Below are 26,615 nucleotides of genomic sequence, written 5' to 3'. Positions count from 1 at the left end.
GTTCATGGTGACACAAGCGGTTTTGAGCCCGGCACGGGCATCTTCTTCGCAGCGGCTGGAGCCGCTGCGCCATGTCGAGGCCGGGGTTCTCGACATCGCCTATCACGAGCAGGGACCGGCCGACGGGCCGGTCGTGATGCTGCTGCATGGGTTTCCCTACGACATCCACTCCTATGTCGACGTCGCCCCGCTGCTGGCCGCCCGGGGTTGTCGCGCCATCATTCCCTATCTGCGCGGTTATGGTCCGACCCGCTTTCGCGAGGCGGCCACGCCGCGTTCGGGAGAGCAGGCAGCGATCGGTGCCGACCTGATCGCGCTGATGGATGGGCTCGACGTCAAGCGCGCCGTGCTCGCCGGTTATGATTGGGGCGGACGCGCCGCCTGTATCGCCGCGGCGCTGTGGCCCGAGCGGTGCATCGGGCTGGTGTCGGTGAACGGTTATCTGATCCAGGATATCGCCAACGCGATGCTGCCGGTGAAGCCGGAGCGCGAGGTGCCGCTGTGGTACCAGTATTATTTCCAGCTGGAGCGCGGACAGGCAGGTCTTGCCGCCAACCGGCGCGACATCGCCCGGATTTTATGGCGGCAATGGTCGCCGCACTGGCAGTTCGACGATGCAACGCTGGATCGGACGGTCGCGGCGCACGACAATCCCGACTATGTCGAGGTCGTGATCCATAGCTACCGCCATCGCTTCGGTCTCGCCGACGGCGATCCGCGCTATGCCGAACTGCAACGCCGGCTGGCGGCGCTGCCTGCGATCTCCGTTCCCGCCATCACGCTCGACGGCGATGCCGATGGCGTGGTCGCGGCGACCGATGGCACCGCGCAGGCGGCGAAGTTCACCGGCCGCCGCAGCCACCGCGTCATCCCGCGCGCGGGCCACAACCTTCCGCAGGAAGAACCCGAAGCGTTCGCGGGTGCGGTGATGAAGCTGATTGGAGTGGTATCAGGGTAGCACTTACTGCCGCGACGGGCTGATCTTCCAGGTCGCCGCCAGCAGGCCCGATGTCATCAGGCCGGTGATGGCCGCGGCGATCGGCAGGATCAGCACCAGCGCCGCGGTCGCGGCCCAGCCGATCGAGGAGAAAGCTTCCGCGAAGGTGGCCAGCCGCGAGGAGGTCTGGCGGCGGCGAAACTGGCTGCGCCGGGCCTGCACCCGAAACCAGAGTTGAATGGCCGTGGCCGATGCCGCCGCGATGATGACGCTGGCTAAGGTGACCGCCGCCTGCAATGGCGAGGCGAACACCAGCGCCGCCACCAGCGGCGCGAACAGGACGCCGATCGTGATCAATACCACTTCGATCTTGGCGCGCAGGACGCGCGAAGGCGGCAGCGGCGCGGTCGCGACCAGATCGGCGGCGTCCTCGCCCGAGATCGTCAGCCATGCCAGACCGCCGGCGAGCTGGCCGGCCGCCATCACGATCACCGGGGTGATCAGCGTAATGGCGATCGAATTGTCGGCAAAGCTGCGCCACAACAGCAGCGCCGGCGGCACCAGATAAAGCAACTGCATCAGGGTTTGCGACATCAGCCACGGATCGCGCCGCAGCAGGATGAATTCCTTCCACCGCAGCGCCTGTTGCCGCGAGCCGGTGCGAAAGGCTCTGGCGCGCGCGGCTTGACGGGCCGGCGCGGCATGGCCGGAAACGCGGACCGCCGTGCCGGCGAAGCTTGCTGAAAACATCGCCATCACGGCGCCGAGCAGGATCAGGCCAAAGGCCAGCAGCGATAGCAGCGCCCTGCCGTCGCCGAGCGCCGCTCGCGCCGGCCACCAGACGATGCTCTCGCTATCGGGTGCAAAGCCCGCGACGGCGTCCGAAGTCAGAACCGCGAACCGCGACAGCGTACCGTAAGAGAGGATCGCGGCGATCTGCAGCGCGATCACGAAGCCGGCGCCGATGATCGCGGCCAATATCTGCGCGACCACCCGGGTCCGGCGCGCGCCGATCAGCCGAAACAGCGTCAGCGTGACCGCAATCGCCACCGCCGCCGCCGACAAGCCGATCGCCGCGACGACGCCGAAGGCGGCGAACCATCGGATGCCACCGCCGATCGCGAGCACGTCGACGAACGGCGTCGACAACAACAATGCCATCGCCGTGACCGACAGCGCAATCGCCGCGATACGAACCGAAAACACGCTGGCCAGCCGGACCGGCGAGGACATGATCAGATCGAGATCGGCGCGCGCGTAGAACACCCGCGTCACCGATTCGATCGCCTGCGACAGCATCAGGGCCCAGGCCAGGAAAATGCTGGCCGTGATGACGACGAGGGTGGATTTGTCGAGCGGCGCCCGCAGATTGGCGAACCGGCCGATCACGACATAGGCCGGCGCATGCATGATCGCGGCAAAGGCCACCAGGCCGATGATTGCGGCACGTTTGCGCCCATGCCGGCCGACCAGCATCGCCAGCCACTCGCGCCATGCCAGCCGCAATTCGTGCCGCGCAAACCAGGTCAGATGGGTCGCCTCCTTCATGCGGCGGCCTCGGTATCGACCAGCGCAATGAACAGGTCCTCGAGGCTGGTATGGGTGTGTCCGTTCTGCTGGCGCAGTTCGGCGAGCGTACCCTCCGCGACCAGCCGTCCCGATGCGATGACGCCGATCCGGTCAGCGAGCCGTTCGGCGACTTCCAGGATATGCGTGGTCATGATCACGGTGCAGCCGCCGCGCACGCGCTCGGCGAGCAGCTTCTTGACTGTTCGCGCGGACACGGCGTCGAGGCCGGTGAGCGGTTCGTCCAGGATGATCAGGCGGGGCTCGTGCACCAGGGCGCCGGCCAGCGCGACCTTCTGGCGCATGCCCTTGGAAAATCCTTCGCAACGCTCGTTGAGATGCGGCTCCAGCCCGAGCGAGACCAGGAGTTGGCGCGCCAGGGCTTGCGAGGCCGCGGGATCGACGCCCCAGAGGCCGGCGACGAATTCGAGATATTCCAGCGGCGTCAGCTTGTCGTAGATCATCGGTTCATCGGAGACCCACGCCATCACCTGTTTGGCCGCCACCGCATCGCTCAGCGCATCGATGCCGAACACCGCGACCGAGCCGGCGTCGGGCCGCGACAGCCCGGCCACCATTCGCAGCGTCGTGGTCTTGCCGGCACCGTTGGGGCCGACCAGCGCATAGAATTCGCCCTCGCGCACCGTGAGATCGAGCGCGTCGACCGCGAGGCGGTCAAAACGCTTTGTTAATCCCCGCACCCGCAGCGCGGGTTCAACTGGCTTCATGATGTCTGAACAACCTTCGGTGGGCATCGCGTGGCAGATCATGGACCCAAGATATTGCGGCACCGTGAATCCAGGGGCGGCAAATCCGCCGAATGCCGTGTCAGGACAGATAATATTGCATTTGCCCAACCCCGGCGAGGGGCCTTAGCCAGAGCTTTGTTGACAGGGATCGGCGCTTTGGGCTGTATAACCTTCAGCGCCGCCCGCCGGCTGTTCGCGACGAGAACGCCGCGCAGCGGGGTGGCGCAAGATGCGGGAAAGGCGATCGCCAGAATTGCCCCGGCATCGGGGAGGGATGTCGGCAATGCTGGACTTCGTTCAGCAGCTGGTGAGCGGTATCGCGCTCGGCTGCGTCTACGGCCTGATCGCGCTTGGTTTTGTGCTCGTCTACAAGGCCACCGAGGTCGTCAATTTCGCCCAAGGTGACCTGATGATGCTGGGCGGATTTTTCGCCTTCACCTTCATTGGCCTTCTCGGCCTCAATTACTGGATCGGATTTGCCGCGGCGGTCGCGGCGATGGCGCTGTTCGGTATGCTGGCAGAGCGGCTGGTAGTGCGTCCAATCCTCGGCTATCCGCAATTTTCCATCATCATGGCGACGATCGGACTTGGATATTTCCTGCGTTCCGTCGTTGGCATGATCTGGGGCACCGACGACTTCAAGATCGAAACCCCGTTCAGCCAGGGCGTGCTGCGGATCGGCTCCCTGGTGCTGGCCTATGACAAACTCTCGGTGATCGCGGCGACCATCATCCTCTGCACGCTGCTGTATCTGTTCTTCAACCGGACCGCGCTCGGCACCGCGATGCGCGCCAGTTCCGAGAACATGCTGGCGGCCTATTACATGGGCATTCCGGTCAAGCGCGTGGTGTCGATCGTGTGGGCGATCAGTGCCGCGGTCGCGGCCTGCGCCGGCGTGCTGCTGGCGCCGATCACCTTCATCCATTCCAATGTCGGGCTGGTGCTGGGGCTGAAGGCCTTTCCGGCGGCGGTGCTCGGCGGCTTCGGCTCGATACCCGGCGCGGTCGTCGGCGGCGTGCTGATCGGCGCGATCGAGAGCATGGCCGGCTTCTATTTGCCGGAGGGCTGGAAGGACGTCGCGCCCTACATCGTGCTGCTCCTGGTGCTGCTGCTCAAGCCCGAGGGCCTGTTCGGCGTTCATATGCGCAAGAAGGTCTAACCGGCGATGCGCTTCATGTTCAAGACCGACTATGAGGACGACATCAGGCTGTTTCCGCACTCCGGCTATGTCTTCTCCTATGGCGTCCTGCTGGCGCTGCTCGTGATCGCGCCGTTCGTTCTCTCCAGCTACCTCGTCAGCCAGCTGGTGTTCGTCTGCATCTACGCCACCGTCGGCGTTGGCCTGATGATCCTGACCGGTTTTACGGGGCAGGCGTCATTGGGCCACGCCGCCTTTCTCGCCATCGGCGCCTATACCGCGGCCTATCTGCAGCAGTTCAACGTCCCCTTTCCGGTCTATTTCCTGGCCGCCGGGCTGTTGACCGGGATCATCGGCGCGCTGGTCGGATTTCCGGCGTTGCGGCTGCAGGGCATTTACCTCGTGATCGCGACGATTTCCTTTGCCCTGATCGTCGAGGAAATCCTGGCGCGCTGGGAAAGCGTGACCCATGGCAATGAGGGCATGCGGGTCAAGACTCTGCAATGGCTTGGCACGCCGGTGCCGCGCGACAGCCCGGCCTTCTATTTCCTTTGTCTGGGCGTGCTCGTTCTGACCATCGTCGGCACGCTCAATCTGCTGCGGTCGCCGACCGGCCGGGCTTTCGTCGCGATCCGCGACAGCGAGACCGCGGCGCGCAGCCTGGGCATCAACGTCTCGCTCTACAAGGTGAAGTCGTTTGCGATCAGCGCCGCCATCACCGGATTTGCCGGCTGCCTGTTCGCCCACAAGCTGTCCTTCATCAGTCCGGAAATGTTCACGCTGCAGCTCTCGATCGAGTTCATCATCGTGATCCTGATCGGCGGCGCCTTCAGCCCGCACGGCGCCGTGCTCGGAGCGATCTTCGTCGTCATGATCGATCCGTTCCTGACCTTCCTCAAGGACGACATCCCCGGTGTCGTCGCCGGCCTCGCTACGGCCCTTGGCGCCGGAGGCGAGCGCGCGGCGCACATCCAGGACAATGTCGCTGCGTTCGCTGCCGCCAATGGCCTGAAGGGGGCCATCTACGGGGTGATCATCGTCGTCTTCGTGCAGTTCGAACCGCTCGGACTTTCCGGGCGATGGCTGAAGATAAAACTCTTCTTCCAGCTGTTCCCGCTGTACAAGCGCGCTACCTTCAAACGGCAAAAGATCTACGTGAAGTCGGAGCGCAACCGATGAGCTATCTCCGCGCCGAAAATCTCTGCCTGCATTTCGGCGGCCTGAAGGCGGTGGATGCCGTCAGCTTTGCGGTGGAAAAGGGCGAGATCCTCTCGATCATCGGCCCCAACGGCGCCGGAAAAAGTTCGATCTTCAACCTGATCTCGCGGATCTACAGTCCGACCTCCGGCCGGATCTATTTCGAGGACAGGGATATCACCGAAGAGCCGCCGTTCGGCATCGCCAAGCTCGGTATCGCCCGCACCTTCCAGAACATCGAACTGTTCGAGAATTCGACCGTGCTCGCCAACCTCCTGGTCGGCCGGCACCGGCATTCCACCACAAGGCTGTGGCAGGAGCTCTTGTTTATGCCGAACGTGCGCCTGAGCGAGAAGGTCCATCGCCGCCACGTCGAACGGGTGATCGAATTTCTCGATCTCGCCGTCTATCGCGACAAGCTGATCTCGGGGCTGCCCTATGGCGTGCGCAAGGTCATCGAACTGGCGCGCGCGCTGTGTTCCGAGCCGAAACTGATCCTGCTCGACGAGCCGTCGTCCGGACTGAATGTCGAGGAAACCGACGACATGTCGTTCTGGATCCGGGATATGAAAACCGAGCTTGGTGTCACCGTGCTGATGGTCGAGCACGACATGACGCTGGTCAACCGCGTTTCCGACCGCGTGGTCGCGCTGAACTACGGCCGGGTGCTGGCGACGGGATCGCCTGCCGAAGTGCAGGTCCATCCCGACGTGGTCGCCGCCTATCTCGGCAGCTAGAGGATGATGGCATGAGCGCCCCCGACATCATCTTGAAACTCAGCAATATCGAGAGCTACTACGGCCCGATCATGGCGATCCGAGGCATCAGTCTCGAGGTGCCGCGCGGCAGCATCGTGACGCTGCTCGGCGCCAACGGCGCCGGCAAGACCACGGTGCTGAAGACCATTTCCGGCATTCTCGATCCGCAGAAGGGCTCGATCGAGTTTCTCGGCAAGCCGATTGCCCGCATGGAAGCCGACAAGATCGTGCGGCTGGGCCTGAGCCACGTGCCGGAGGGGCGCGAGGTATTTCCGTTCCTCAACGTGCGTGAGAACCTGATGATGGGCGCCTATCCGCGAAGCGATCGCGACGAGGTCGCCGCGGATCTGGAGCGGGTTTACGGCTACTTTCCGCGGCTCAAGGAAAGGCTCAACCAGCCGGCCGGGCAGCTCTCGGGCGGCGAGCAGCAGATGCTGGCGATCGGGCGAGCCTTGATGAACCGGCCGACGCTGCTGCTGCTCGACGAGCCCTCGCTCGGGCTGTCGCCTATTCTGGTCAAGGAAATCTTCACCATCATAAAGCGCGTCAACCAGGAGCAGGGCATGTCGATCCTGCTGGTCGAGCAGAACGCCAAGATCGCGTTGGACACGGCGCATTACGGCTATGTGCTGGAGATCGGCCGGGTCGTCATGAACGATGCTTGCGAACGCCTGATGCATTCCAGGGACATTCAGGAATTTTATCTCGGCGCCAAGGAAGCCGGCGCGCGCGGCGAACGGCGCTGGAAAAGGAAGAAGACCTGGCGCTGAGAAGACCGGGCGCTGAAAAGCGCTTTTGAATTGCAGGCACCAGGCGTTAGGTTCAGGGTTCTGCTTCGCGACAAGATCGGCGGTCAAAGCCGGCATCCGAAGCGGGCCTGTCGAGGAAGGGAACGAGCAATGCTCAGACCGGCAGTGCTGACTGTGGCGGACACCATCGCGCGAAGTTTTCTGCTTGCGGCGGAATTGCGCGGTGACCGGCCGGCGATCCGCGAGAAGAAGTTCGGCATCTGGCAGCCGGCCAGCTGGCGGCACTGGCTGCAGATCGCAAAGGAAATTGCCTAGGCCCTGCACTCAACCGGCTTCCGGCCGGGCGACGTCGCCTCGATCATGGCCAACGCGGTGCCGGAATGGGTGTTCGCCGATATGGGGATCCTGTGCGCCGGCGGCGTCTCCTCAGGCATCTATCCGACCGATTCGACCGTCCAGGTGGAATATCTCGTCAATGATTCCGCGACCCGGGTCATCTTCGCCGAGGACGAGGAGCAGCTCGACAAGATCCTGTCATGCCGCGCCCGCTGCCCGACCTTGCAAAAAATCATCGTCTTCGACATGGAAGGGTTGAGCGGCTTCAGCGATCCGATGGTGATTTCGCTTGACGAATTCAGGGCGCGGGGGCGCAATGACATGACGGGCCGCGAGGCGCTCTGGCATCAGATGATCGCAAGCCGCGGCCCAGACGATCTCGCCATCCTGGTCTACACTTCCGGAACGACCGGTCCTCCCAAAGGTGTCATGCATTCCAATCGCGGTGTCACCCACCAGATGCGTCATGCCAATGATCTGTTTCCATCCACCGACAGCGAGGAGCGCCTGGTGTTCTTGCCGCTGTGCCATGTCGCCGAGCGTATCGGCGGCTATTACGTCTCGCTGGCCCTGGGATCGGTGATGAACTTCGCCGAAAGCCCGGAAACCGTGCCGGATAACCTGCGCGAAGTGCAGCCCACCGCCTTTCTGGCGGTGCCCCGGATCTGGGAGAAGCTTTACTCTGGCATCACGATTGCGCTGAAGGACGCCGCCGTGTTCGAGCGCTGGGTGTACCGCCAGGCGCTGGTGATCGGCTATCGCATGGCCGATTGCAGGGTGCAGGGCGACGAGCCTTCGCTGTCCTTGCGTCTTGCCAACCGGGCGGCCTACTGGCTGGTGTTCCGCAATATCCGGCGCATGCTCGGGCTGGATCGCTGCCGCCTGGCATTGACCGGCGCGGCGCCGATCGCCCCGGACCTGATCCGCTGGTATCTGGCGCTCGGCATCGACATGCGCGAGGTCTATGGCCAGACCGAGAATTGTGGCGTCGCGACCTTGATGCCGTCCGATCGCATCAAGCTTGGTTCGGTCGGCAAGGCCGTGCCATGGGGCGAGGTCGCGATCTCGCCGCAAGGCGAAATCCTGATCCGCGGCGACTTCCTGTTCATGGGCTATTTGAACCAGCCGGATAAAACCGCCGAGACCATCGACGCCAGGGGATGGCTGCACACCGGCGACGTCGGCGCGATCGACAATGAGGGCTTTGTCAGCATCACCGACCGGATGAAGGACATCATCATTACCTCAGGGGGAAAGAACATCACCCCGTCGGAGATCGAGAACCTGCTCAAATTCTCGCCCTATATTTCGGATGCGGTCGTGATCGGGGACAAGCGGCCTTATCTGACCTGCCTCGTCATGATCGATCAGGAGAACGTCGAGAAGTTCGCCCAGGATCAGGACATCCCCTTCACCAATTATGCCAGCCTGTGCCGGGCGGCGGAGATTCAGGATCTGATCCAGCGCGAGATCGAGGCGGTGAACGCGAGCTTCGCCCGCGTCGAAACCATCAAGAAGTTCTTCCTGATCGAACGCCAGCTGACACCCGAGGACGAGGAATTGACGCCGACCATGAAGTTGAAGCGGAACTTCGTCAACAAGCGCTACGCGGTCGAGATCGACGCCATGTATGGCGAGCGCGCGGTGGCATGAACCGCGTGACAATTTGAAAACGGCGAAGGATCGCAGGGCCCAGCCTTCGCCCAACACGGGCCCACGAAGAGGGAGACGGACATGTCGAGATTGTTATCGGCGTTGGGGCTTGCGGTGGGGGCCCTGGCGCTGACCCATCTGCCGGCCGCGGCACAGACCAAGGTCACCAATGAAGGCATCTCGCCCACCGAGATCGTGATCGGGACGCATCAGGATCTGTCCGGCCCGATCAAGGTCTGGGGCGTTCCGGTGTCCAACGGCATGAAAATGGCGGTCGAGGAAGTCAACGCGGCCGGCGGCATCCAGGGCCGCAAGCTCAGGATGATCCTCGAGGACAACGGCTACGATCCGAAGAAGGCGGTGCTGGCATCGCAGAAAATGGTCGAGCGCGACAAGATCTTCGCCATGATCGGCGCAATGGGTTCGCCGACCGTGCTCGCCGCGCAGGACATCCTGTTCGATGCCGGGGTATTGCAGCTGTTTCCGCTGACCGCCGCCGAGTTCACCTTCAAGTTCGATCCGTCGAAGCCGCAGGAACGGTTGAAGTTCAATAACCTCTTGCCCTATGTCGAGAGCACGCGCGCCGCGCTCAAATACATGATGGAGGCGAAGAGCTTCAAGAAACCCTGTATCATGCATCAGGACGATGAGTACGGCAAGAACGTGCTCGACGGTTTCAACCTGCAGCTTGCCGCGATGAAGATCGCGCCGGCTTCGATCACGAGCTACAAGCGCGGCGCTTCCGACTTCAGCGCGCAGATCGCCAAGATGAAATCCGACGGCTGCGATCTGGTGGTGCTCGGGACCATCATCCGCGAAACCATCGGGGCGATGAGCGAAGCGCGGAAACTCGGCTGGGACGTGACCTTCCTCGGTGCCACGCCGACCAACGTGCTCGAAGTGCCCACGCTCGGCAAGGAAGCCGTGGAAGGGCTTTACGCCGCTTCCGGCTTTGAAATTCCCTATGAGGACACCGCCAAGGGCAAGGTGAAGGTCTGGCTCGTCGACTATAAGAAGGAGTTCGGCACCGACGCCAACACCCAGGCCATCATCGGCTACAACGCGATCATGACGTTCGCGTATTATGTCGACAAGGCCGGTAAGGATCTGACCGGCCAGAAGGTGCTCGATGCGCTGGAGTCTGGCGACAAATTCTACGATATCTTCAATTCGCCGCCGACCAAATTCTCCAAGACCGATCACCTCGCCAACACGGAGACGCAGGTGCAGCAGATCCAGAAAGGCCGCTGGGTGCTGATTAAGGATACGCTGTCGTTTTGAGCTTCCCCTCACTTCCCAAGGATCTTCAGCCAGACATCGCCGAGGACCGCCGGTTCGCGGGGCGGCAAATAGGTGAGGCCGGCTGCCTGAGCGAGTTCAGCGATCATTCCCGCGGCTTGCAGATCCGCGAGCGCCTTGTTGACCGCCTCGAGCAGGCCCGGGTCGCCGGCGAGGCCGACATAACCGCGGTTGGCTCCAACAGGATAAAAGTATCCGGAAAGAGCGAGCCTGGTGTCGGGATGGGCGGCGCGGTAGGCATCGTAGCGGCGCAAGTCGAGCAGCGCGGCATCGAGGTCGCCGCGATCGAGCGCGCCGAGCAGATCGTCGCGCCCGGGAACCAGATGTGTAATGTCGTCGATAAGCCGCCCGTTGTCGAAGGTCATCAGGATCGCGTCGGCCAGCGTCCCGCTTTCGACGCCGATGCGCAAGCCGGCGAGGTCGCCGACCCCGCCGATGCGGCGATCGCGCGCTTTGGGGCCAAGGGCGATGGTCAGCGGCGAATAGATATAGGGCTGGCTCGGTACGAGCACCCCGAGTGGCACCCGGCGCCGGTGATCGGGACCGGTGGCGCCCTCGAAATCGGGCAGTTTTGCGGTTTTGATTCCGGGCACCACCAGCGAGTCCTTCGTCAAGGCGTAGCTGCCGACCAGCGAGCAGCGGCCATCCGAGAGCAGCGCGTTGGCTTCCAGCGCCGGGCTGGAATCCTCATCCAACTTGCTCTCGAACCATTGTACCTTGAGCGGCCGGTCGAGCCGCGTTGCGATCGCCTGGGCCAGCGCGACATCGAAGCCGCTGTCCGGCGCGCCGCGATGATGCAGCGACATCGGCGGCAGATCCTCGTCGAGACAGACTGTCAGGACGTCGCCAGCGGCGGCCGCCGGCATTGCCGAGGCCGCCAGCATTGCCACCGCGGCCAGCCAGGCCCTCATGGGTTCCTCCGGCTCGACACATAGGCCCAGAGCGCCGCGATCTGATCGTCGCTGAGAAGGTCGCCCCAGGGCGGCATCCGGTTGTTCTTGCCTGACTTCACGGTGCTGAAAAAGCGCTCTCTGTCGTCGGGAAATTTTCGCAGGTCGGGCGTGATGGTGCCGGCGTTAACCATGTTGGGACCATGGCAGTGCGAGCATTTCGAAGCGAAGGTCGACCTGCCCTCGTCGAGAGCGGCCGGACCGGCGTTGGCTTGCTGTTGCGGCAGGGCCGGCGTTGCAGTTTGCGCGCTGGCTGTCATTGCGGCGGCGGCGAAAAAATACGCCGCCGCCAACAGGGAGGATGGTCTGATCACGCGGGACTTTGCTATTGGGGCTTGACCGCGAACACCCACAGCGAACCGCCGGCGGGCACCTTGGCCATGCGTTCATCTCCGGAGAACAGCGAGTAGACGCCGCCATAGCCGCTGGCCACCGCGACGTACTGAACACCGTCCTGCTGCCATGTCACGGGCTGTCCCTCGATGCCCGAACCGGTCTGGAACTGCCACAGCTTCTTGCCGCTATCGGCATCGAACGCTTCGAACTCGCCGGTCAACTGGCCCGAGAATACGACCCCGCCACCGGTCGACAGCACGCCTGAGAAACGCGGGATGTCGCTCGGCACTTCCCACTTTGTTTTCCCGCTCAAGGGATCGATCGCCGTGAGGTGGCCGCGCGGCCCTTCAGGCCAGTCCCACAGGTCGGTCAGGTCCATGCCGAGATACCATTCGCCGGCCTTATAGGTCGCCGGCTCGGTCTTGTAGTGGCCGCCAAAGGCCAGCGTATTGGCATAGGCGAGTCCGGTCTGCGGGTCGAACGACATCGGCTCCCAATTCTTGCCGCCGAGGATCGACGGGTAGACAACGACCTTCTTGCCTTCGCGCGCGTCCTTGGTGACGTCGGTCTCGATCGGACGGCCGGTCTTCATGTCGATGCCGGAAGCCCAGTTGACCTTCACATAGGGGTTGGCCGCCAGCAGTTTGCCGTTGGTGCGGTCGAGGACGTAGAAGAAGCCGTTCCGATTGGCATCCATCAGGACCTTGGTCGGCTTGCCGTCGATATTGAGGTCGGCAAGCACCATCTCGGCGACCGAATCATAGTCGAACGGATTGTTCGGCGAGAACTGATAGTGCCATTTGGTCTTGCCAGTCTTCGGGTCGAGTGCGAGAACCGAGCAGGTGAAAAGATTGTCGCCCGGGCGCACTGCCGCGTTGAACGGGCCGGGGTTGCCGATGCCCCAATAGACCGTGTTGAGTTCCGGGTCGTAAGAGCCGGTGATCCAGGTCGATCCGCCACCGAGCTTCCAGGTGTCGCCCTTCCAGGTATCACCGCCGGGCTCGTCGGGGGTGGGAATGGTGTGGGTGCGCCACAGATGCTTGCCGGTCTCGGGGTCCCATCCATCGATGAATCCGCGGGTGCCGAACTCTGCCCCGGAGATGCCGGTCAGGACCACTCCGTCGGCGACCAGCGGCGCCACCGTCATCGAGTAACCCTCTTTGATATCGGCCGCCTTCTGCCGCCATAGTTCCTTGCCGGTCTTGAGGTCCAGCGCGATGACATTGGCGTCGAGCGTGGTGCGGAACAGCTTGCCCTCGTGGATCGCGGCGCCGCGGTTGATGATGCCGCAGCAGACGATGCGCGGTGTTTCCGGCGGATACTCGACCTTGGTCTTCCAGACCTGCTTGCCGGTTTTGACGTCGACCGCCATCGTGGCGTTGTGGCTGGTGACGTAGATGACGCCCTGGTAGACCAGCGGCTGCGATTCCTCGCTGCGGTCGTCGGCGAAACTGTAGTTCCACACCGGCTCCAGGTTTTTGGCATTTTCCTTGTTGATCTGCGTCAGCGGACTGTACCGCTGAAGATTATAGCCCATGCCATAATTGAGGACGTTCGATGTATCGGTCGCCCCCTTGACCAATTGATCGGTGGTCTGGGCGTGAGCTCCAAATGGAGCCAGAATGGCAAGGCTGGCGGCTAGCGCGATGCGTTTCATCAATTTCTCCCCAAGGATCTCTAGCGGATCTGGTGCTATGGTTAGCCGGAGGCGGGGATGGCGTCAATCAAACGGCGACGCCAAAGGAAAAAAGAAGATTTCTGCCGCGTTATTTTGCAATACTAAATGCACGCGCGCTGCAGGTGCGCTGCAACATCAGCAAATAATTCAGCTAACTGACTAAAATAACGCCATCATCGCCGGGATGATCACTGGGTGCGATTGTTGTGGCCGGATTTCTGCATGATCATCGCGACAACGGCGTCGAGTATGGCGCCGACCGCGGCGCGCCGATAGGCCCAGCGTTCGTCACGATCCGGCGGGCTGATCACCATGGTTGCGTTGGCTTCGAACAGCAGCAGATCGCCATCGGGGCCGAGCCCGAAATCTATTCCGGCATAATCAAGGCCGAGCCTGTCCCGCACCTGCTCGAGCGCGGCGATGGCCCTGGCGCCGAGCGCCGCCGGCATGTCACTGAGAAACTTGGCTTCCTCCGCGCGATGGCCTGGCTTGTCGGCCATATCGGCGGTGAAATAATGCACCTTCCAATTGCCTGAAATGGCCAGATGCAACGGATAGATCTGTCCTGCGATCATCATTACGCGGTATTTTCGGGCGTTGCCATCCGGGCCGCGGGCATCGAGATACTCGATTGCCAGCAGATCGTCGCCGGGAAGGCTGGCGGCCGCGGCAGCCAATCCGGCCTCCCGATCGACAAGGATGAAGTTGCGCCCGGTATGATATCCGGGGGAACGCAGCAGCAGCGGGAACGGAAATTGGTGTTGTGCGATCAAAGCAGCGCCTTGTGTCCCAGCGAGGATTTCGCGCGCCATCAGGACGGTCCGCGGGGTCACCACGCCAGGCACGGCGCGAAGCCGCCGGGCATTGTCGATGCGGCCGGTGTTCATGACCGCGCGGGGATCGTTGATGACCGGCGCGCGGCTCCGCGCGATCAGACGGGCGGCCGCCTTAAGCGCGGGCCCGCAGAGGTCCGCGTCCCCGATGGCGTTGAAGATCAGTTGATGCGGCGGCAACGGGGTCGACGGATCGAGATAGTCTGTCACGATGACATTTGTCAGAAACATGCGGTCGTCCAGAAACGAAGCGGTCGGGATGTTGCCGCCGCCTGACGAAACCAGTTGCAGCAACGCAACCGGTGGCTCGGTGCCGCGATACGGCAAGGTGGAAACGGCGTGGCTGCGAAAACCCTTGCGGAAATGACTTCGGGCGCCGGCGCGGTCGCCGAGATCCGAAAGCACCGCACCGAGGCCCTGATGCGCCTGCGCCAGTTCCGGATCAATCCGCAATGCCGCATCGTAACGCGCGCGCGCCTCCGCATGTTTGTTGGCGCGAAGCAGCAAATTGGCGAGGTTCACATGCCCCATCGGGTTTTCGGGATGCTGGGCGATGGCCTCCGCATAGACCCGGCAGGCGGCCTCGGTCGCGCCCATGGTGGTCAGCAGGGTGCCGAATTCGTTGAGTGCGCTGAAATTCGCCGGCGCCCTGCGCAGGATGTCGACGAAGGCTTGCTGGGCGTCCTGCTGCCGGTTGAGGGCACCGAGCAGAACCGCGCGCTCGATTTCGGTATCAATGGTGTCGTTCCCGACCGGTCGATGCGCGAGTTGATCCTCGAGTTGCCGCAACCTCGCTTCCTGTGCCAGGCGGGGCGCCCAGCCTCGATCGATGCTGCCAACGCCAGGCGATGGAGCCGTGTTGTGTTGCAGTCCGGTCACGATAAAAGCGGGCTCGGGTTCGGGGGTCTTCGATGGTAGCACGATCTGCTGATTCGCATCCGCAGGCTAGTATTCGTAATATCCGTAATCTTCGATCGCGTGCGACCGCAGCCGGGATTGCCGAATGCTTCCAGCTCCGCCCCCTCGAATGATCCGGAAAGCAAATTTTTGGCTGCCCCGGCCGACAATATTTTGGCCGCAGCAGGATTTTGTTAACCAAAGGCCGACATGGTCGAACCCTACCCACCGCCCCATGTAAAGTTCAATCCATGATCGCAACCGCGCTAACCGCTGCCGTATCGGACGCCGATGTCGCTGGTTCTCGGGTCACACGACAGCTGCGCCTCGGGCTGCAGCATTACAACGCCGGCAGGATCGTCCAAGCGATCGATGCCTATCAATGCGGTCTCGCCGCGGTCGAGAGCGAGCCGCCCGGTGATGCATCCGTCGAGACCACCTCGGAACTGCATTCGAATCTCGGCAATGCCTGCATGGTCCGGGGCGATCTCGACCTCGCGGCCGAGAATTATAAATTAGCGTTGCGGGCTTCGCCTCATCTGACGTCCTGCTGGTGCAACCTCGGCAACGTGCATCTCAAGACGGGCAAGCCTCAGGATGCGGTCGCGCTTTATGTTCACGCACTGACGCTAAATCCGGGCCATTGGCCCTCGCGCACCAACCTGGTTCAGGCCCTGATGGCGACGCGCCAATACCCCATCGCCAGGTTGCTTTTGACGGAGTTGCTGGAAGAACGGCCGCAAGATCCAAAGCTGCATAGTCAGCTCGGCAAGGTTTACTTCGAGCTCAATGAGCATGAATCCGCGATCGAATGCTTTCGGCAGGCGGTCGTTCTCGATCCCGCCGATGCGGACAGCATCTACTGGATCGGCGGCATCAGGCAAAGACTGGGCGATATCAATGCGGCTCAAGCCGCTTACGCCGAGGCTGCGCGAATTCAACCGTTGATCCGGCGGCCGGCCGCAAAATCTCCAGCGGATTTTCGCATTCTGGCGCTGTTTGCTCCCTTCGCCGGCAACCTGCCGACCGATTATCTCTTCAAGGACGCCGCCTACGACACCGATACGCTCGCGCTGTTCAGCTGCAGTGAATTCGATGCCGAATCGCTGAAACAGAACGTGCAGGTCGTCGTCAATCTGATCTCCGATGCAGACCAGGCGGGCGACCTGTTGCCGTTGGTCGCCGATCTGGTCGATCGGCTTGGCAGGCCGACCGTCAACCATCCGCACAAGATCGAGAGAACGACGCGCGACGCCGTCGCCGGCCTGTTGGAAGGTATTCCGGGCAGCCGCGTCGCAAGAATCTTGCGTCAGAAGGCCGCCACCGACCTTGCCATTGCTACCGTGCAGGCCGCGCTGGCGTCGCCATCCGCCGTTCTGGTCCGGCCGGTCGGAACCCATGGTGGCGATGATTTTGAAAAGATCGAAGACCCGGTCGAACTGGCGTCGCTTCTTGCGCAACGCCCCAATACCGACCGCTACCTGATCGAATATATCGACTATCGTTCGGCCGATACTTACTTCCGCAAATATCGCTTCATTTTCGTCGACGAAGAGATCTTGCCCTACCACCTCGCGATAGCAGGCGACTGGAAGGTGCATCACGACGGCACCGACATGGTCGATCACCGCTGGATGCAGCAGGAAGAAGAGGCATTCCTGCACAATCCCGGCACGGTTTTCAATTCCGATCACTATCGGGTATTGCGGGAAATTCAGCGGCGCATCGGCCTGGATTATTTCGGGATCGACTGCGGGCTGGATCGGTCAGGAAATCTTGTCGTGTTCGAAGTCAACGCCTCGATGCTGGTCCACGGGCAGAATGAGCAATTCCCCTACAAGGCACCGTTCGTGCATCGCATCAAATCGGCATTCAACGAGATGTTGCGCAAATGCGCGGGCGCTGCCGCTCCGGAGTGAGCTGCGCCGGGCTAGATCATGATCCGACGGGATTGAATCGGATCATGGTTTCATCCCTTTGATTTACCGGGATTTCCGAGCAAACGCGTTCCGCTTTGGTCCGAGGGAGAACCGGTTCTCACCCTCGGGCAGATCCGAGGGCATGCTCTTCCGGATCATGCTCTAGCGCTGGTTTGCGCACTCAGGCGGCCGACTGCCAGTTCGGCTGGCGCAGCGGCAACTGAACGCGAACGATCAATCCGCGGGGTTGCCGGTCATGCAGCGACAGCTCGCCGCCATGCGCCAGCACGATGCTGCGCGCGATCGAAAGTCCGAGGCCGAAGCCGGCGGCTTCATCCATGTTGCGGGCGTCGTCGCCGCGCACGAACGGCTCGAGCATGACATTCTTGCGCGCGTCGGAGATGCCGGGGCCATCGTCCTCGACATCGATCGTCAGGTTCTCAGACCCCACGCGGAGACGGATCGTTGTTTCCACGCCGAACCTGACCGCGTTCTCCACGAGGTTGGTGATGCTGCGATGCAGGTCGTCGGGCCGTACCATGGCCATGGCGTGTTCCGGACCCTCGTAAACGACCTTGTGCCCCATGTCGGCGAACTGATCGGTGACAAGCTGCAACGCGCTGGCGATGTCGACCAGCGTCACCGCCTCCAGTTTGCGGTCGTTGCGCAGAAAGGACAGTACCGATTCCAGCATCGATCGCATCTGGTCGAGGTCCCCCAACATGTGGCGGCGATGGACATTGTCCTCGATGAATTCGGAGCGCAGGCGCATCCGGGTGATCGGAGTTCTGAGGTCGTGGCTGATCGCGGCCAGCATCTTGGTGCGGTCATCGATCAGGGTGGAGATTCGTTCCCGCATGCGGTTGAGCGCCCTCGCGACCGAGCGAATCTCTTCGGGGCCGCGTTCGGGCAGCGGCGCATCGGCGGCGTTCAGGCTGAAGCTTTCGGCCGCCCTGGCGAACGACGACAGCGGCGCCGTCAAGGCCCGGGCGGCCCACAGGCCGAGCAAGGTGACGCTGATCACGGCAAACAGCAAGGTTGTCATCCAGGGTGCGCTCCAGAGCGGACGTTGCCGCTGATCCGGCAGAAACTTCGCGGCAATGATCGCGCCATCCGGCAGCGTGATGCCGATCTTGTGGGCGTCTCCATCAGACGCCAGCCAGAAGACCCGGTAGTCGCGGCCGAGGCGGCGATGCAGGCTGGCGAGGCTAAGGCCGCTCGGCTTGTCCGCCGTCGCTAGCTGGCCCGGCGCAAGGCCCTCGATGTCTAGTTGTGGAAAAGCCCGCGCGATGTCGGCGAACAGCCGCGGCCGCGCGGCCGCGGGCGCCGCGGCGAGAAGCTGGACCGCGGCTGCGAGCTGACTGTGGCCGCGATCGATCAGGGGATCAGGCTGGTCAGGCCGATGAATGAGAAAGGTTGCGATGATGATCAGATGAATCGCGGCCATCGAGGTGATCACCAGCGCAGCGATCTGCCCGCTGATACCCTTAAGATTCAGAAAGCCTGAGAGCTGCACGATCATCCGTCTTTCGCCGGCCCGACCGCGTCCACATTGGGGGTGAACATATAACCCCCGGACCGCACCGTCTTGATCATGGTGGCGTCCTGCGGGTCGGTCTCGATCTTGCGCCGGATCCGGCTGACCAGCACGTCGATGCTGCGTTCGAACGAGCCGGCGTTGCGGCCCTGGGTGAAATCCAGAAGGCTCTCGCGCGAAAGCACGCGTCCGGGCCGCTCGCAGAAGGTTCGCAGCAGGTCGAATTCGGCACTGGTCATCGCAACCCGCGCGCCCGCCGGATTGCGCAGTTCGCGCTGCCGGAAATCAATCCGCCAGCCCTGGAAGGCGAGCACGGTCGCGCCATTGGCGGCGCTGACAGTCAGGGCGGCCGCCTGCCGGCGCAGCACCGCATTGATCCGGGCCAGCAATTCGCGCGGATTGAAAGGCTTGGCGAGGTAGTCGTCCGCGCCCATTTCCAACCCGAGGATGCGATCGACGTCTTCGCCGCGCGCGGTGAGCATGATGATCGGGGTTTGCGATTCCGCGCGGACCTTTCGGCACAGGCTGAGCCCGTCCTCGCCCGGCAGCATGACGTCGAGAATGAGCAGATCGACGCGATGGTCGGCGAGGGCCCGGACCATCGCTTGTCCATCGGTCGCCGTCATGACATTGCAGCCATTGGCGCCGAGGTATTTTGCGATCAGCGTGCGCGTCTCGCGGTCGTCTTCCACAATGAGAATGTTTGGCGCAGCCATGGCCATACGCACCTTTGTCCATGATTCGGGAGCATCGATGAAGGATTTTTGTTTCGAAATGTTTCTGACGCCGCCCTTGCAACACGATGCAACATGCCCCTGAGGCGATAAAAAGACCTTGTTAAGATTGTTAACCCTAACGTCGAGGTGCCCTGCAACGCTCTTCGGAGGCCTCATGACATCAATATCCGCGACATCCAATAGCGGCTACCAGTCCCCGCTCCAGAAACTGCAGGACGAGCTGCAGGCGGAAGTAAGCTCCGGAGCTATCAGCTCGTCCGATCAGAGCGCCCTATCCTCCGCGCTGACGGACATCGATTCCTCGCTGCAGAGCAGCAATCCGAGCAATTCGACCAGCGGCACGAATTCGCCTCCCGGCGACCTGCAGTCAAAGATCAACACCCTGATTGCCGGCGAAGTGTCCAGCGGCAACCTGACCGGTGCTCAGGCCACGGAACTGCAGGGTGTATTCGAGGCGGCGTTCGCCAGCGGCGCTGGCGGCGCTGGCAATTCGGGCGGCGCGGGCTCTGCTGGTGCCGGTGCCGCCAGTGCCGCCGGCGCTCCGGTTGGTGCCGACGGTCAACATGGCGCCCGCGGCGCGCACCACGGTCATCACGGCGGCCATGGCGGAACACCGCCCGCTGACAGTTCGTCCACGACCGGCAGCACAAGCAGCAGTCTGTCGGGCACCAGCTCCCCCGAGGACATCCTGCAGCAGTTTCTGCAATCGCTGCAGAATTCGCTGTCGGCCTCGTCACCCTCGTTGTACGGCGCAACGGGAACCTCCGACCCCGGCAGCAACAACAGCAGCGGATCATTCTCGGCGCTTCTGATCAACTACCAAACCTGACCTCAAGACCACGATGGGACTCGCAAGTCAGCCAGTCATCATCGTTGTCCGAGGAAGCAACCATTAAGGATGAGCTCGAACGGCGTGTCGCGGTGTTCGGCGGCAATCATTTTGGAATGTGCCCGACGATCAAGCTGCACGGCGTTGAGTTTGGCGCCGTGCCGCCGCCACCCCGGAGCAGGGTCGTTGAGGCCCACCCCTGACCAACAGGCTTCCTGGTGAAACCGGCTGGTGGATGGCTCAAAACAAGCCGATAGAACCAGTGTATGGCTGGCCCGGCAGGTTAGCAAGCAACGGCGTGTCGACATATTTCATGACGCCGGTCTGATCGATGACGAACAGCGGCCGGTAGTTCCGGGCATGGATGTCCTCGACCATCGCCATGCGGCGATTGTCCAGCATCAGCCAGTGGCCGTCGAGCCGCGCGGCGGCGACCGCATGGTCCTCGCCGAGCAGAGTGTCGCGTATGATCACAATGCGCAAATCGACGGGCGAGAGGCCGGCCAGGCGCAAGGCCACGAACTTGGCGATGGCGTAGTCTTCGCAATCGCCGGCGCCATGCGCGAATGTGACGAGCGGCGTACTCCAGACGTCGGTCGCGCCATACTGCGCCAGATCGCTCATCGGCCTGATCGCCAGATTGATCGCGCGATTGATCTCGCCGAGGCGGGCGCGGCCTTCGCGGGCTCTCGCGTTGTCCACGATGGCTAGAAATCGAAGGGCCGCCGGAGATGAGCAATGATCGCGATCCCCATCGCAAAGCGCCAGTTGCACCCCGTCATCGCCGAGCTGGCGCCCGGCATCCTGCCATTTTTGCCACACGGCGCCCGCGGACGGAACGGCAGCGAAAAGTCCGAACGGCTCAGTGGACCTGTCGGTCAGTTCCGCCACGCCGGATGAATCCAGTTCCGCGGCTTTGAGATTCACCGCCGGCCCGAACCAGGCCATGCCGCAGGCGAGTATAATGGCACGCCAAGCGCGCGATTGAACGGATAGCCCCATCTGTAGCCCCGACGTCCGGGCATCGGCGAAGCTCGATCGCCAGTTCGGGCCCGGATCGTTTCGCGGGCGATGATGGAAGCAGGGGCTTTTATTCCACTTAAAGCCGGCCGCGGGCGGGCAGGAAAGCGCGAAACGGACTGAAATCCGCCTCTACCGGTCGCTGACAATTTTAAATATCGCGATGGTCCTGAGGTAAAGACACCTCGTTCGGCAGGCGCAGGACATGCTCAGGTTGTATTGGGCGATTTTCGCAAGATATGGCTCTTCGGCCGCAAGCCCGACTATGTTATTTGGATCACAGTTTTGGCTGAAGAATTGGGGCAGTATCGAGCAAGGGACTACAGGGCAAAGATCATACAAGCAATGGCGTGCGACGCTATTCATCAAGTTACTTGTAACATCGGTATGATTCCAGATCTATACTTAAAAAGTCACCGATAAACACCGCCGTCGGTCAAAAATAGATAGTATGGGTATCAGATTAAGGCTCAGCGGGGACCGGTTGCACTGAGCTATCACAAGCTAGGGATGGTTTTTTCGTGGAGTGGCAAGTGATATGCAAGTTTAGACTGCTGAAAATTATATAATTATTAACCTTTGACGGTGGCCTTTTGAATTATTCCGGCCTATTCGACGCCAAACGCATCGCGGACGGTTCTGGCCTGCATTCCAGTGGCCACGTCCACGTCGAGACGGTTTATCCGCACCCCACCCATGCCCCCGCGGGTGCGATTGTCGTCCCGGACGCGCAGCTATTGTTCAACGGGGATTTCAAGCGCTCCGGCGTCGACCTGGTCCTTTCCAGGGACGGCCGCGAGCTGGTCTTGCAGGATTACTTCAAGGGCGAGAAGCGCGCCGCGCTGTCGTCGCCCGATGGTGCGCACCTCACCGGCGACATCATCGACGCACTCACCGGGCATACCCAGTTCGCACAGGCGGACGCCAGCGCAGCCGGCGGCAAGGTTATCGGCCACGTCACCAAGCTTGCGGGCACCGCGACCGCCACCCGTAACGGCGTCTCGATCACTCTGCACCTGGGCGACAACGTCGAAAAAGGCGACGTGGTGCAGTCCGGCTCCGATTCGACGCTCGGCATTACGTTCATCGATGGCACCGTGTTCGGGCTGTTATCGAACGCCAGGATGGTGCTCAACGATATGGTCTACGACCCGAACGGGTCGAACAATTCCTCGCTGCTCAGTCTGGTCGCGGGGACCATCTCTTTCGTCGCCGGCGAGACCGCCAAACACGGCGACATGAAAGTCGATACGCCGGTCGCGACCATGGGCATCCGGGGCACCGCGGTGCTGGTCGAGATCGACTTCACCGTGCCCGGCCAGGGCGGCACGCCGGATGCGAAATTCCAGGTCCTGGTCGAGCCGGACGGCACCACGGGTTCGTACATCCTGTTCGACAAGAACACGCTAACTCCGATCGCCACCGTCAATCAGGCCGGGCAGCAAATCCATATCAGCCAGGGCCAGGTCAGCATCACCAATGAGCCACTGTCGCCTGATTTGCAGAAGCTCATCACCGACGTGTTCACGCTGAAGTTCACCGACAACAGCAACCCCAAAACCTTCCAGCATTTTACCGATTCGATCACTCCCCAGGCATTGCAGCCGATCATACTGGCCAACCAAACAATCGCGGTCCCGATTATCGCGATCGTCAACCTGGCCGAAAATTCGCCGCCTGCGGAATCATCAAACGGGCCAATCAACTCTATACAGCACATTGACCAGGCGCCGACCGTCGCCAGCTTCGGCGGCTCACTGACCGCGCTTCCCGACACGGTAGGCAGTTCGGTGATCGATACGGCGTCCGGCACGATCCGTTTTGCCGACATCAATGCCGGCGATCTTCCGACCGTCAAGACGACGTTCACTTCGTTCACCTATCAGAACCCCGCGCACACCTACATCACCGCGACGCTGAACGCCCTGCAGCGGGCAGACATCGCGGCGGTGGAAGCTAATCTGGTCGTGACCCCCCGTCCCGACAACAACAACAACGGCTCGGCGAATTGGACCTACAGCGTGCCGAACACGGCCGTCGAGTTCCTTGCCGCCGGCGAGACGCTGACTTTGACCTACACGGCCGAGGTCGATTCGAATTACGCTCCGGAGGATCTGGCGTCGTTTCAGACCTTCACCGTCACGATGACCGGCACCAATGATGCTCCGGTCATTACCAGCAGCGCACCGACCATTGCCTTTGCCGGCGGCATCAGCACACCCGGCGGGGATCTGACCGCAAAGGTGCCGACCAAGGGAACGCTGTCATTTGACGACGTAAATCTCACCGACACCCATACGGTGTCTACGGCGCTGGCGAGCGCGGTGCTGTCCGGAGCCGGTGTCCAACCCGGAACCAGCGTGCCGCCCGGCCCTCTGCAAGTATTTGAAACGGCGCTCTCCGCGTCGATTGCGGCCGACAGTACCGGGACAGGTTACGGAACGATCGACTGGAGCCTTGCCAACCTTCCGGTCTACCTGGCGGATTTCATACCCAAGGGAGACACGCTCACACTCACTTATACTGTAACCGTGGGGGATGAGCATAACGCAACCTCTACGCAGGACGTCGTTGTCACGATTACCGGCACCGACACTGCCGCGGTGGTCTGGATCGCCACCACAACGACAGGTTCGCCTTCGGCGGGGCTTTGGAGCGATCCGTCGAACTGGGAAACCGGCACCGTTCCAACCGCAAGTGATGATGCCATCGTCATTACCGATCAGCTGATCGGTCTGACGCCCCATTACCCTGTCGAGATCAACGCCCCGGCATTCGCCAAATCCCTGACCATGAACGACTTCGGAGCGACGCCCCCGGAGCTCGACAACCACAGCGCGCTGACGATCGGCGGCACCTTCGAACTGATCGCCGACTCGATCTTCGACAACGCCGGAACCGCCGTGGTGGGCGGCTTGCTGGAAGTCCTGGACAGCAGCCAGTTCACCAATTCCGGTTCGGTCACCCTGGCCAACGGCGGCGATTTGAAGGATTCCAGCAAGATTTCAAATCTGGGAACGATCGAGCTATCCGGTGGCACGCTCAACGTTCTGGTCGATGTCGACAATGCCGGTGGGACCATCCAGGTCGACGGCGGCCTCACGCTGACGCTGAACGGGGCGACCATCAGCGGCGGCACCATCAGTGATTACAGCACGGTCTCGTGCAGCATCGTGGCCGCGGACATCGAGATTACCGGTTCGAGCGCGATCAACGGCGGCGCCAGCCTCAACAACGGCAACGTCACGGTCGAGGGCGGCGCGACATTGACGCTGGACAACGTTACGGTGACCGGCACCATGTTCACCGACACCGCGAGCTGTGCGATCATCCGGATCGACACTGACGACACGCTGACGCTGGACGGCGTCACCATCAACGGCGGCACCGTCACCGACAGCGGCACGGTCCATGTCGACCGCGGCCAGACCATGAAGCTGAACGGTGTGGCGCTCTCCGGCGGCGCGATCAGCGATGCCGGCACCATCGAGATCACCGGCGACAGCTCGATCACGAGCGATGCGCTTTGCAACAGCCGGCTGATGGTGGATAGCGGCAAGACGCTGACGCTTGGTGGCACCACCACCACCATCAGCGGCGGATTCTTGACTAATGACGGCGCGGTCAATTCGACCGGCAGCGGCGCCTTCACCGATGTCTGCATCACCAACACTGGTCTAATCGAGGCGACCAGCGGCATTTTGACGATCGATGCCGCCATGCTCCTGACCATCACCAATTCGGGTACGATCAAGGCCGATCGCGGCGAGCTCGACATCACCCGCGAAGCGGTGACCAACAGCGGGACGCTGCAGGCGATCGATGATAGCACGCTGAAGCTGACAACGGTGATGGTGACCAGCACCGGCGGCACGGTGACGGTCAGCTCAGGATCGACGCTTGATCTGGCGGGCGCGGCGATCAGCGGTGGCACGCTCGGCAATTCCGGCCAGATCAATGTCTCTGGCTGCGGCAATGCGCTGGATGGCGTGACCGTAACCGTCAATTGCGCGCTCGAGGTTCTCGCCGGCGGCGCGCTGCTGCTTGACCAGGGCACCAAGCTCGCCAATGGCGGCGGGACCCTTACGGTCGACGGCGCCGCGACGCTGACGCTGACCGGCGCCAGCATCAGCGGCGGCACCATCAACGCTTACAGCACGGTCTCGGACAGCATCCTGGTCGGCGACATCGACGTCGCCGGATCGAGCAAGATCAGCGATGTCAGCCTTAACAAGGGCTGTGTCACGACCGAGAGCGGCGTCACGCTGACGCTGGACAACGACACGGTGACCGACACCGCCTTCACCGATATCCGCGCCACCGGCAGCATCATTCAGATCGACGATGGTGCCATGCTGACGCTCGACGGCGTCACCATCAACCGCGGCGCCATCAATGACGGCACGGCCAGCGGTACGGTCACCGACGCCGGCACGGTCTTCGGCAGCATTGACGTCACCGGGTCGGGCAAGATCGGCAATGCCAGCCTGAATTATGGTGGGGTGACCATCGCGAGCGGCGTGACGCTGACACTGGACGATGACACGGTGACCGGTACGACCTTCACCGAGGCCGCGACCGGCGCCATCCTCCGGATTGACGACGGCACCACGCTGACGCTGGACGGCGCCACCATCAATGGCGGCGCCATCGAAGATGGCACGGCTGGCGGCACGGTCACCGACGCCGGCGCATTTTTCGGCAGCATTGATGTCACCGGATCGAGCAAGATCGGTAATGCCAGCCTGAACTACGGAGGTGTGACGGTCGAGAGCGGCGTGACGCTGACGCTGGATAACGACGCGGTAACCGGGACGACGTTCACTGACGCGGCGACCGGGGCCATCCTCCAGATCGACGACGGCACCACGCTGATTTTATCCGGCGTGACCATCGATAGCGGCACCATCAACGATGGCACGTCCAGCGGCAGCGGCGGCACCATCGATGTCATCGGCGCCAGCGAGATCGACGGCGCTAATCTCAACAATGGACACCTCAGGATCGAGCAAGGCATCTCGCTGACGCTGGACAATGTGACGGTGACCGGCACCAGCTTCGAGGTGGATGGCGCAATCAGCTCCGCGACCGGGAATTTGATCCTTCAGGACGGAACCACAATAAGCGGCAGCCAGCTGCAGATTGATAGTGCCGACCAGCTAACGCTGAACGACGCCACCATCAGCGGCGGAACGATCACCGACAACGGCACGATCGATGTCATCGGCGACAGCACGATGAGCGGCAGCACGATCGACAGCGGCTCAACGATCGGGCCGCTGGCGACGCCGACCTACAGTTGGGTCGATGGGACCAGCGGGGATTGGGGCACCGCGGCGGACTGGTCGGGCGGGGTGGTTCCTGGTGGCAAGAGCAATGCGGCGATCGGCGGCACCGGCACGGAGACGGTGACGGTATCCAGCAATCAGTCGGTCAATGTTCTGACGCTGAGCGATGCCAATGCGACGCTTGCGGTGACCAATTTCGCGACGCTGTC

General features: G+C 62.5%; 18 protein-coding genes and 1 pseudogene. 10 read left to right on the top strand and 9 right to left on the bottom strand.

Annotation, left to right across the window (positions count from 1 at the left end):
• Positions 1-4 precede the first annotated feature (4 nt).
• Positions 5-958, top strand: coding sequence for an alpha/beta fold hydrolase (locus ABSG20_RS02720; protein ID WP_423862942.1), 954 nt, complete (start codon positions 5-7; stop codon positions 956-958).
• 3 nt (positions 959-961) lie between these two features.
• Here ABSG20_RS02720 and ABSG20_RS02715 read toward each other — a convergent pair whose 3' ends face one another.
• Positions 962-2,485 carry a permease gene (locus tag ABSG20_RS02715; RefSeq protein ID WP_423862941.1) on the bottom strand — a complete coding sequence of 508 codons (1,524 nt, stop codon included), beginning with the start codon at positions 2,483-2,485 and terminating at the stop codon, positions 962-964.
• Positions 2,482-3,231, bottom strand: a complete 750-nt coding sequence (locus ABSG20_RS02710) for an ABC transporter ATP-binding protein (RefSeq protein ID WP_423862940.1) — start codon at positions 3,229-3,231, stop codon at positions 2,482-2,484. The genes ABSG20_RS02715 and ABSG20_RS02710 overlap by 4 nt, the downstream gene beginning before the upstream one ends.
• Before the next feature lie 304 nt (positions 3,232-3,535).
• Here ABSG20_RS02710 and ABSG20_RS02705 point away from each other — a divergent pair, with 304 nt between their 5' ends.
• From ABSG20_RS02705 to ABSG20_RS02680, 6 genes and pseudogenes are all read left to right on the top strand, one after another.
• Positions 3,536-4,411: a branched-chain amino acid ABC transporter permease gene (locus tag ABSG20_RS02705; RefSeq protein ID WP_423862939.1), complete on the top strand. Its 876-nt coding sequence runs from the start codon at positions 3,536-3,538 to the stop codon at positions 4,409-4,411.
• Positions 4,412-4,417: 6 nt separating this feature from the next.
• Complete coding sequence (locus ABSG20_RS02700) at positions 4,418-5,569, top strand: branched-chain amino acid ABC transporter permease (RefSeq protein ID WP_423862938.1); 1,152 nt, start codon at positions 4,418-4,420, stop codon at positions 5,567-5,569.
• The gene (locus ABSG20_RS02695) at positions 5,566-6,324 is read left to right on the top strand and encodes an ABC transporter ATP-binding protein (protein ID WP_423862937.1); all 759 of its coding nucleotides are present in this window, start codon (positions 5,566-5,568) and stop codon (positions 6,322-6,324) included. Before ABSG20_RS02700 ends, ABSG20_RS02695 begins: the two co-directional genes overlap by 4 nt.
• Before the next feature lie 11 nt (positions 6,325-6,335).
• A complete protein-coding gene (locus ABSG20_RS02690; protein WP_423862936.1) occupies positions 6,336-7,115 on the top strand; it encodes an ABC transporter ATP-binding protein in 780 nt (259 codons plus the stop codon).
• Between the two features lie 129 nt (positions 7,116-7,244).
• Positions 7,245-9,083 (top strand): annotated as a pseudogene (locus ABSG20_RS02685) (AMP-dependent synthetase/ligase).
• 81 nt (positions 9,084-9,164) lie between these two features.
• Positions 9,165-10,364, top strand: a complete 1,200-nt coding sequence (locus ABSG20_RS02680) for an ABC transporter substrate-binding protein (RefSeq protein WP_423862935.1) — start codon at positions 9,165-9,167, stop codon at positions 10,362-10,364.
• A gap of 8 nt (positions 10,365-10,372) precedes the next feature.
• Here the strand turns inward: ABSG20_RS02680 and ABSG20_RS02675 are convergent, their stop codons facing one another.
• The 4 genes from ABSG20_RS02675 to ABSG20_RS02660 form a co-directional block, all read right to left on the bottom strand.
• Positions 10,373-11,293, bottom strand: coding sequence for a substrate-binding periplasmic protein (locus tag ABSG20_RS02675; RefSeq protein ID WP_423862934.1), 921 nt, complete (start codon positions 11,291-11,293; stop codon positions 10,373-10,375).
• Positions 11,290-11,592, bottom strand: a complete 303-nt coding sequence (locus ABSG20_RS02670; RefSeq protein ID WP_423862949.1) for a c-type cytochrome — start codon at positions 11,590-11,592, stop codon at positions 11,290-11,292. Before ABSG20_RS02670 ends, ABSG20_RS02675 begins: the two co-directional genes overlap by 4 nt.
• A gap of 65 nt (positions 11,593-11,657) precedes the next feature.
• Positions 11,658-13,325 (bottom strand): methanol/ethanol family PQQ-dependent dehydrogenase, encoded by a 1,668-nt coding sequence (locus ABSG20_RS02665; protein ID WP_423862933.1) that lies wholly within the window; start codon positions 13,323-13,325, stop codon positions 11,658-11,660.
• A gap of 209 nt (positions 13,326-13,534) precedes the next feature.
• A complete protein-coding gene (locus ABSG20_RS02660; protein WP_423862932.1) occupies positions 13,535-14,968 on the bottom strand; it encodes an ATP-grasp domain-containing protein in 1,434 nt (477 codons plus the stop codon).
• Positions 14,969-15,327: 359 nt separating this feature from the next.
• On the opposite strand from ABSG20_RS02660, the gene ABSG20_RS02655 reads away from it, so the two are divergent.
• On the top strand, positions 15,328-16,995 hold the full coding sequence (locus ABSG20_RS02655; RefSeq protein ID WP_423862931.1) for an ATP-grasp domain-containing protein: 1,668 nt from the start codon (positions 15,328-15,330) through the stop codon (positions 16,993-16,995).
• A 181-nt stretch (positions 16,996-17,176) separates the two neighbouring features.
• Here the strand turns inward: ABSG20_RS02655 and ABSG20_RS02650 are convergent, their stop codons facing one another.
• Together ABSG20_RS02650 and ABSG20_RS02645 are read right to left on the bottom strand one after the other, a co-directional pair.
• Entirely contained in the window at positions 17,177-18,517 is a 1,341-nt protein-coding gene (locus ABSG20_RS02650) for an ATP-binding protein (RefSeq protein ID WP_423862930.1), read from the bottom strand.
• A complete protein-coding gene (locus ABSG20_RS02645) occupies positions 18,514-19,254 on the bottom strand; it encodes a response regulator (RefSeq protein WP_423862929.1) in 741 nt (246 codons plus the stop codon). Before ABSG20_RS02645 ends, ABSG20_RS02650 begins: the two co-directional genes overlap by 4 nt.
• Before the next feature lie 169 nt (positions 19,255-19,423).
• On the opposite strand from ABSG20_RS02645, the gene ABSG20_RS02640 reads away from it, so the two are divergent.
• The gene (locus ABSG20_RS02640) at positions 19,424-20,098 is read left to right on the top strand and encodes a hypothetical protein (protein WP_423862928.1); all 675 of its coding nucleotides are present in this window, start codon (positions 19,424-19,426) and stop codon (positions 20,096-20,098) included.
• Positions 20,099-20,338: 240 nt separating this feature from the next.
• Here the strand turns inward: ABSG20_RS02640 and ABSG20_RS02635 are convergent, their stop codons facing one another.
• Entirely contained in the window at positions 20,339-21,100 is a 762-nt protein-coding gene (locus ABSG20_RS02635; protein WP_423862927.1) for a transglutaminase-like cysteine peptidase, read from the bottom strand.
• Positions 21,101-21,711: 611 nt separating this feature from the next.
• Here ABSG20_RS02635 and ABSG20_RS02630 point away from each other — a divergent pair.
• Positions 21,712-26,615: beta strand repeat-containing protein (locus tag ABSG20_RS02630; RefSeq protein ID WP_423862926.1), on the top strand; the 4,904-nt coding region annotated here is incomplete at its 3' end.

It is taken from the genome of Bradyrhizobium sp. (genome assembly GCF_049512235.1).
Classification (GTDB): domain Bacteria; phylum Pseudomonadota; class Alphaproteobacteria; order Rhizobiales; family Xanthobacteraceae; genus Bradyrhizobium.
The sequence above is the reverse complement of the archived record's forward strand: the minus strand, read 5'-3'. Positions and strand labels throughout refer to the sequence as shown.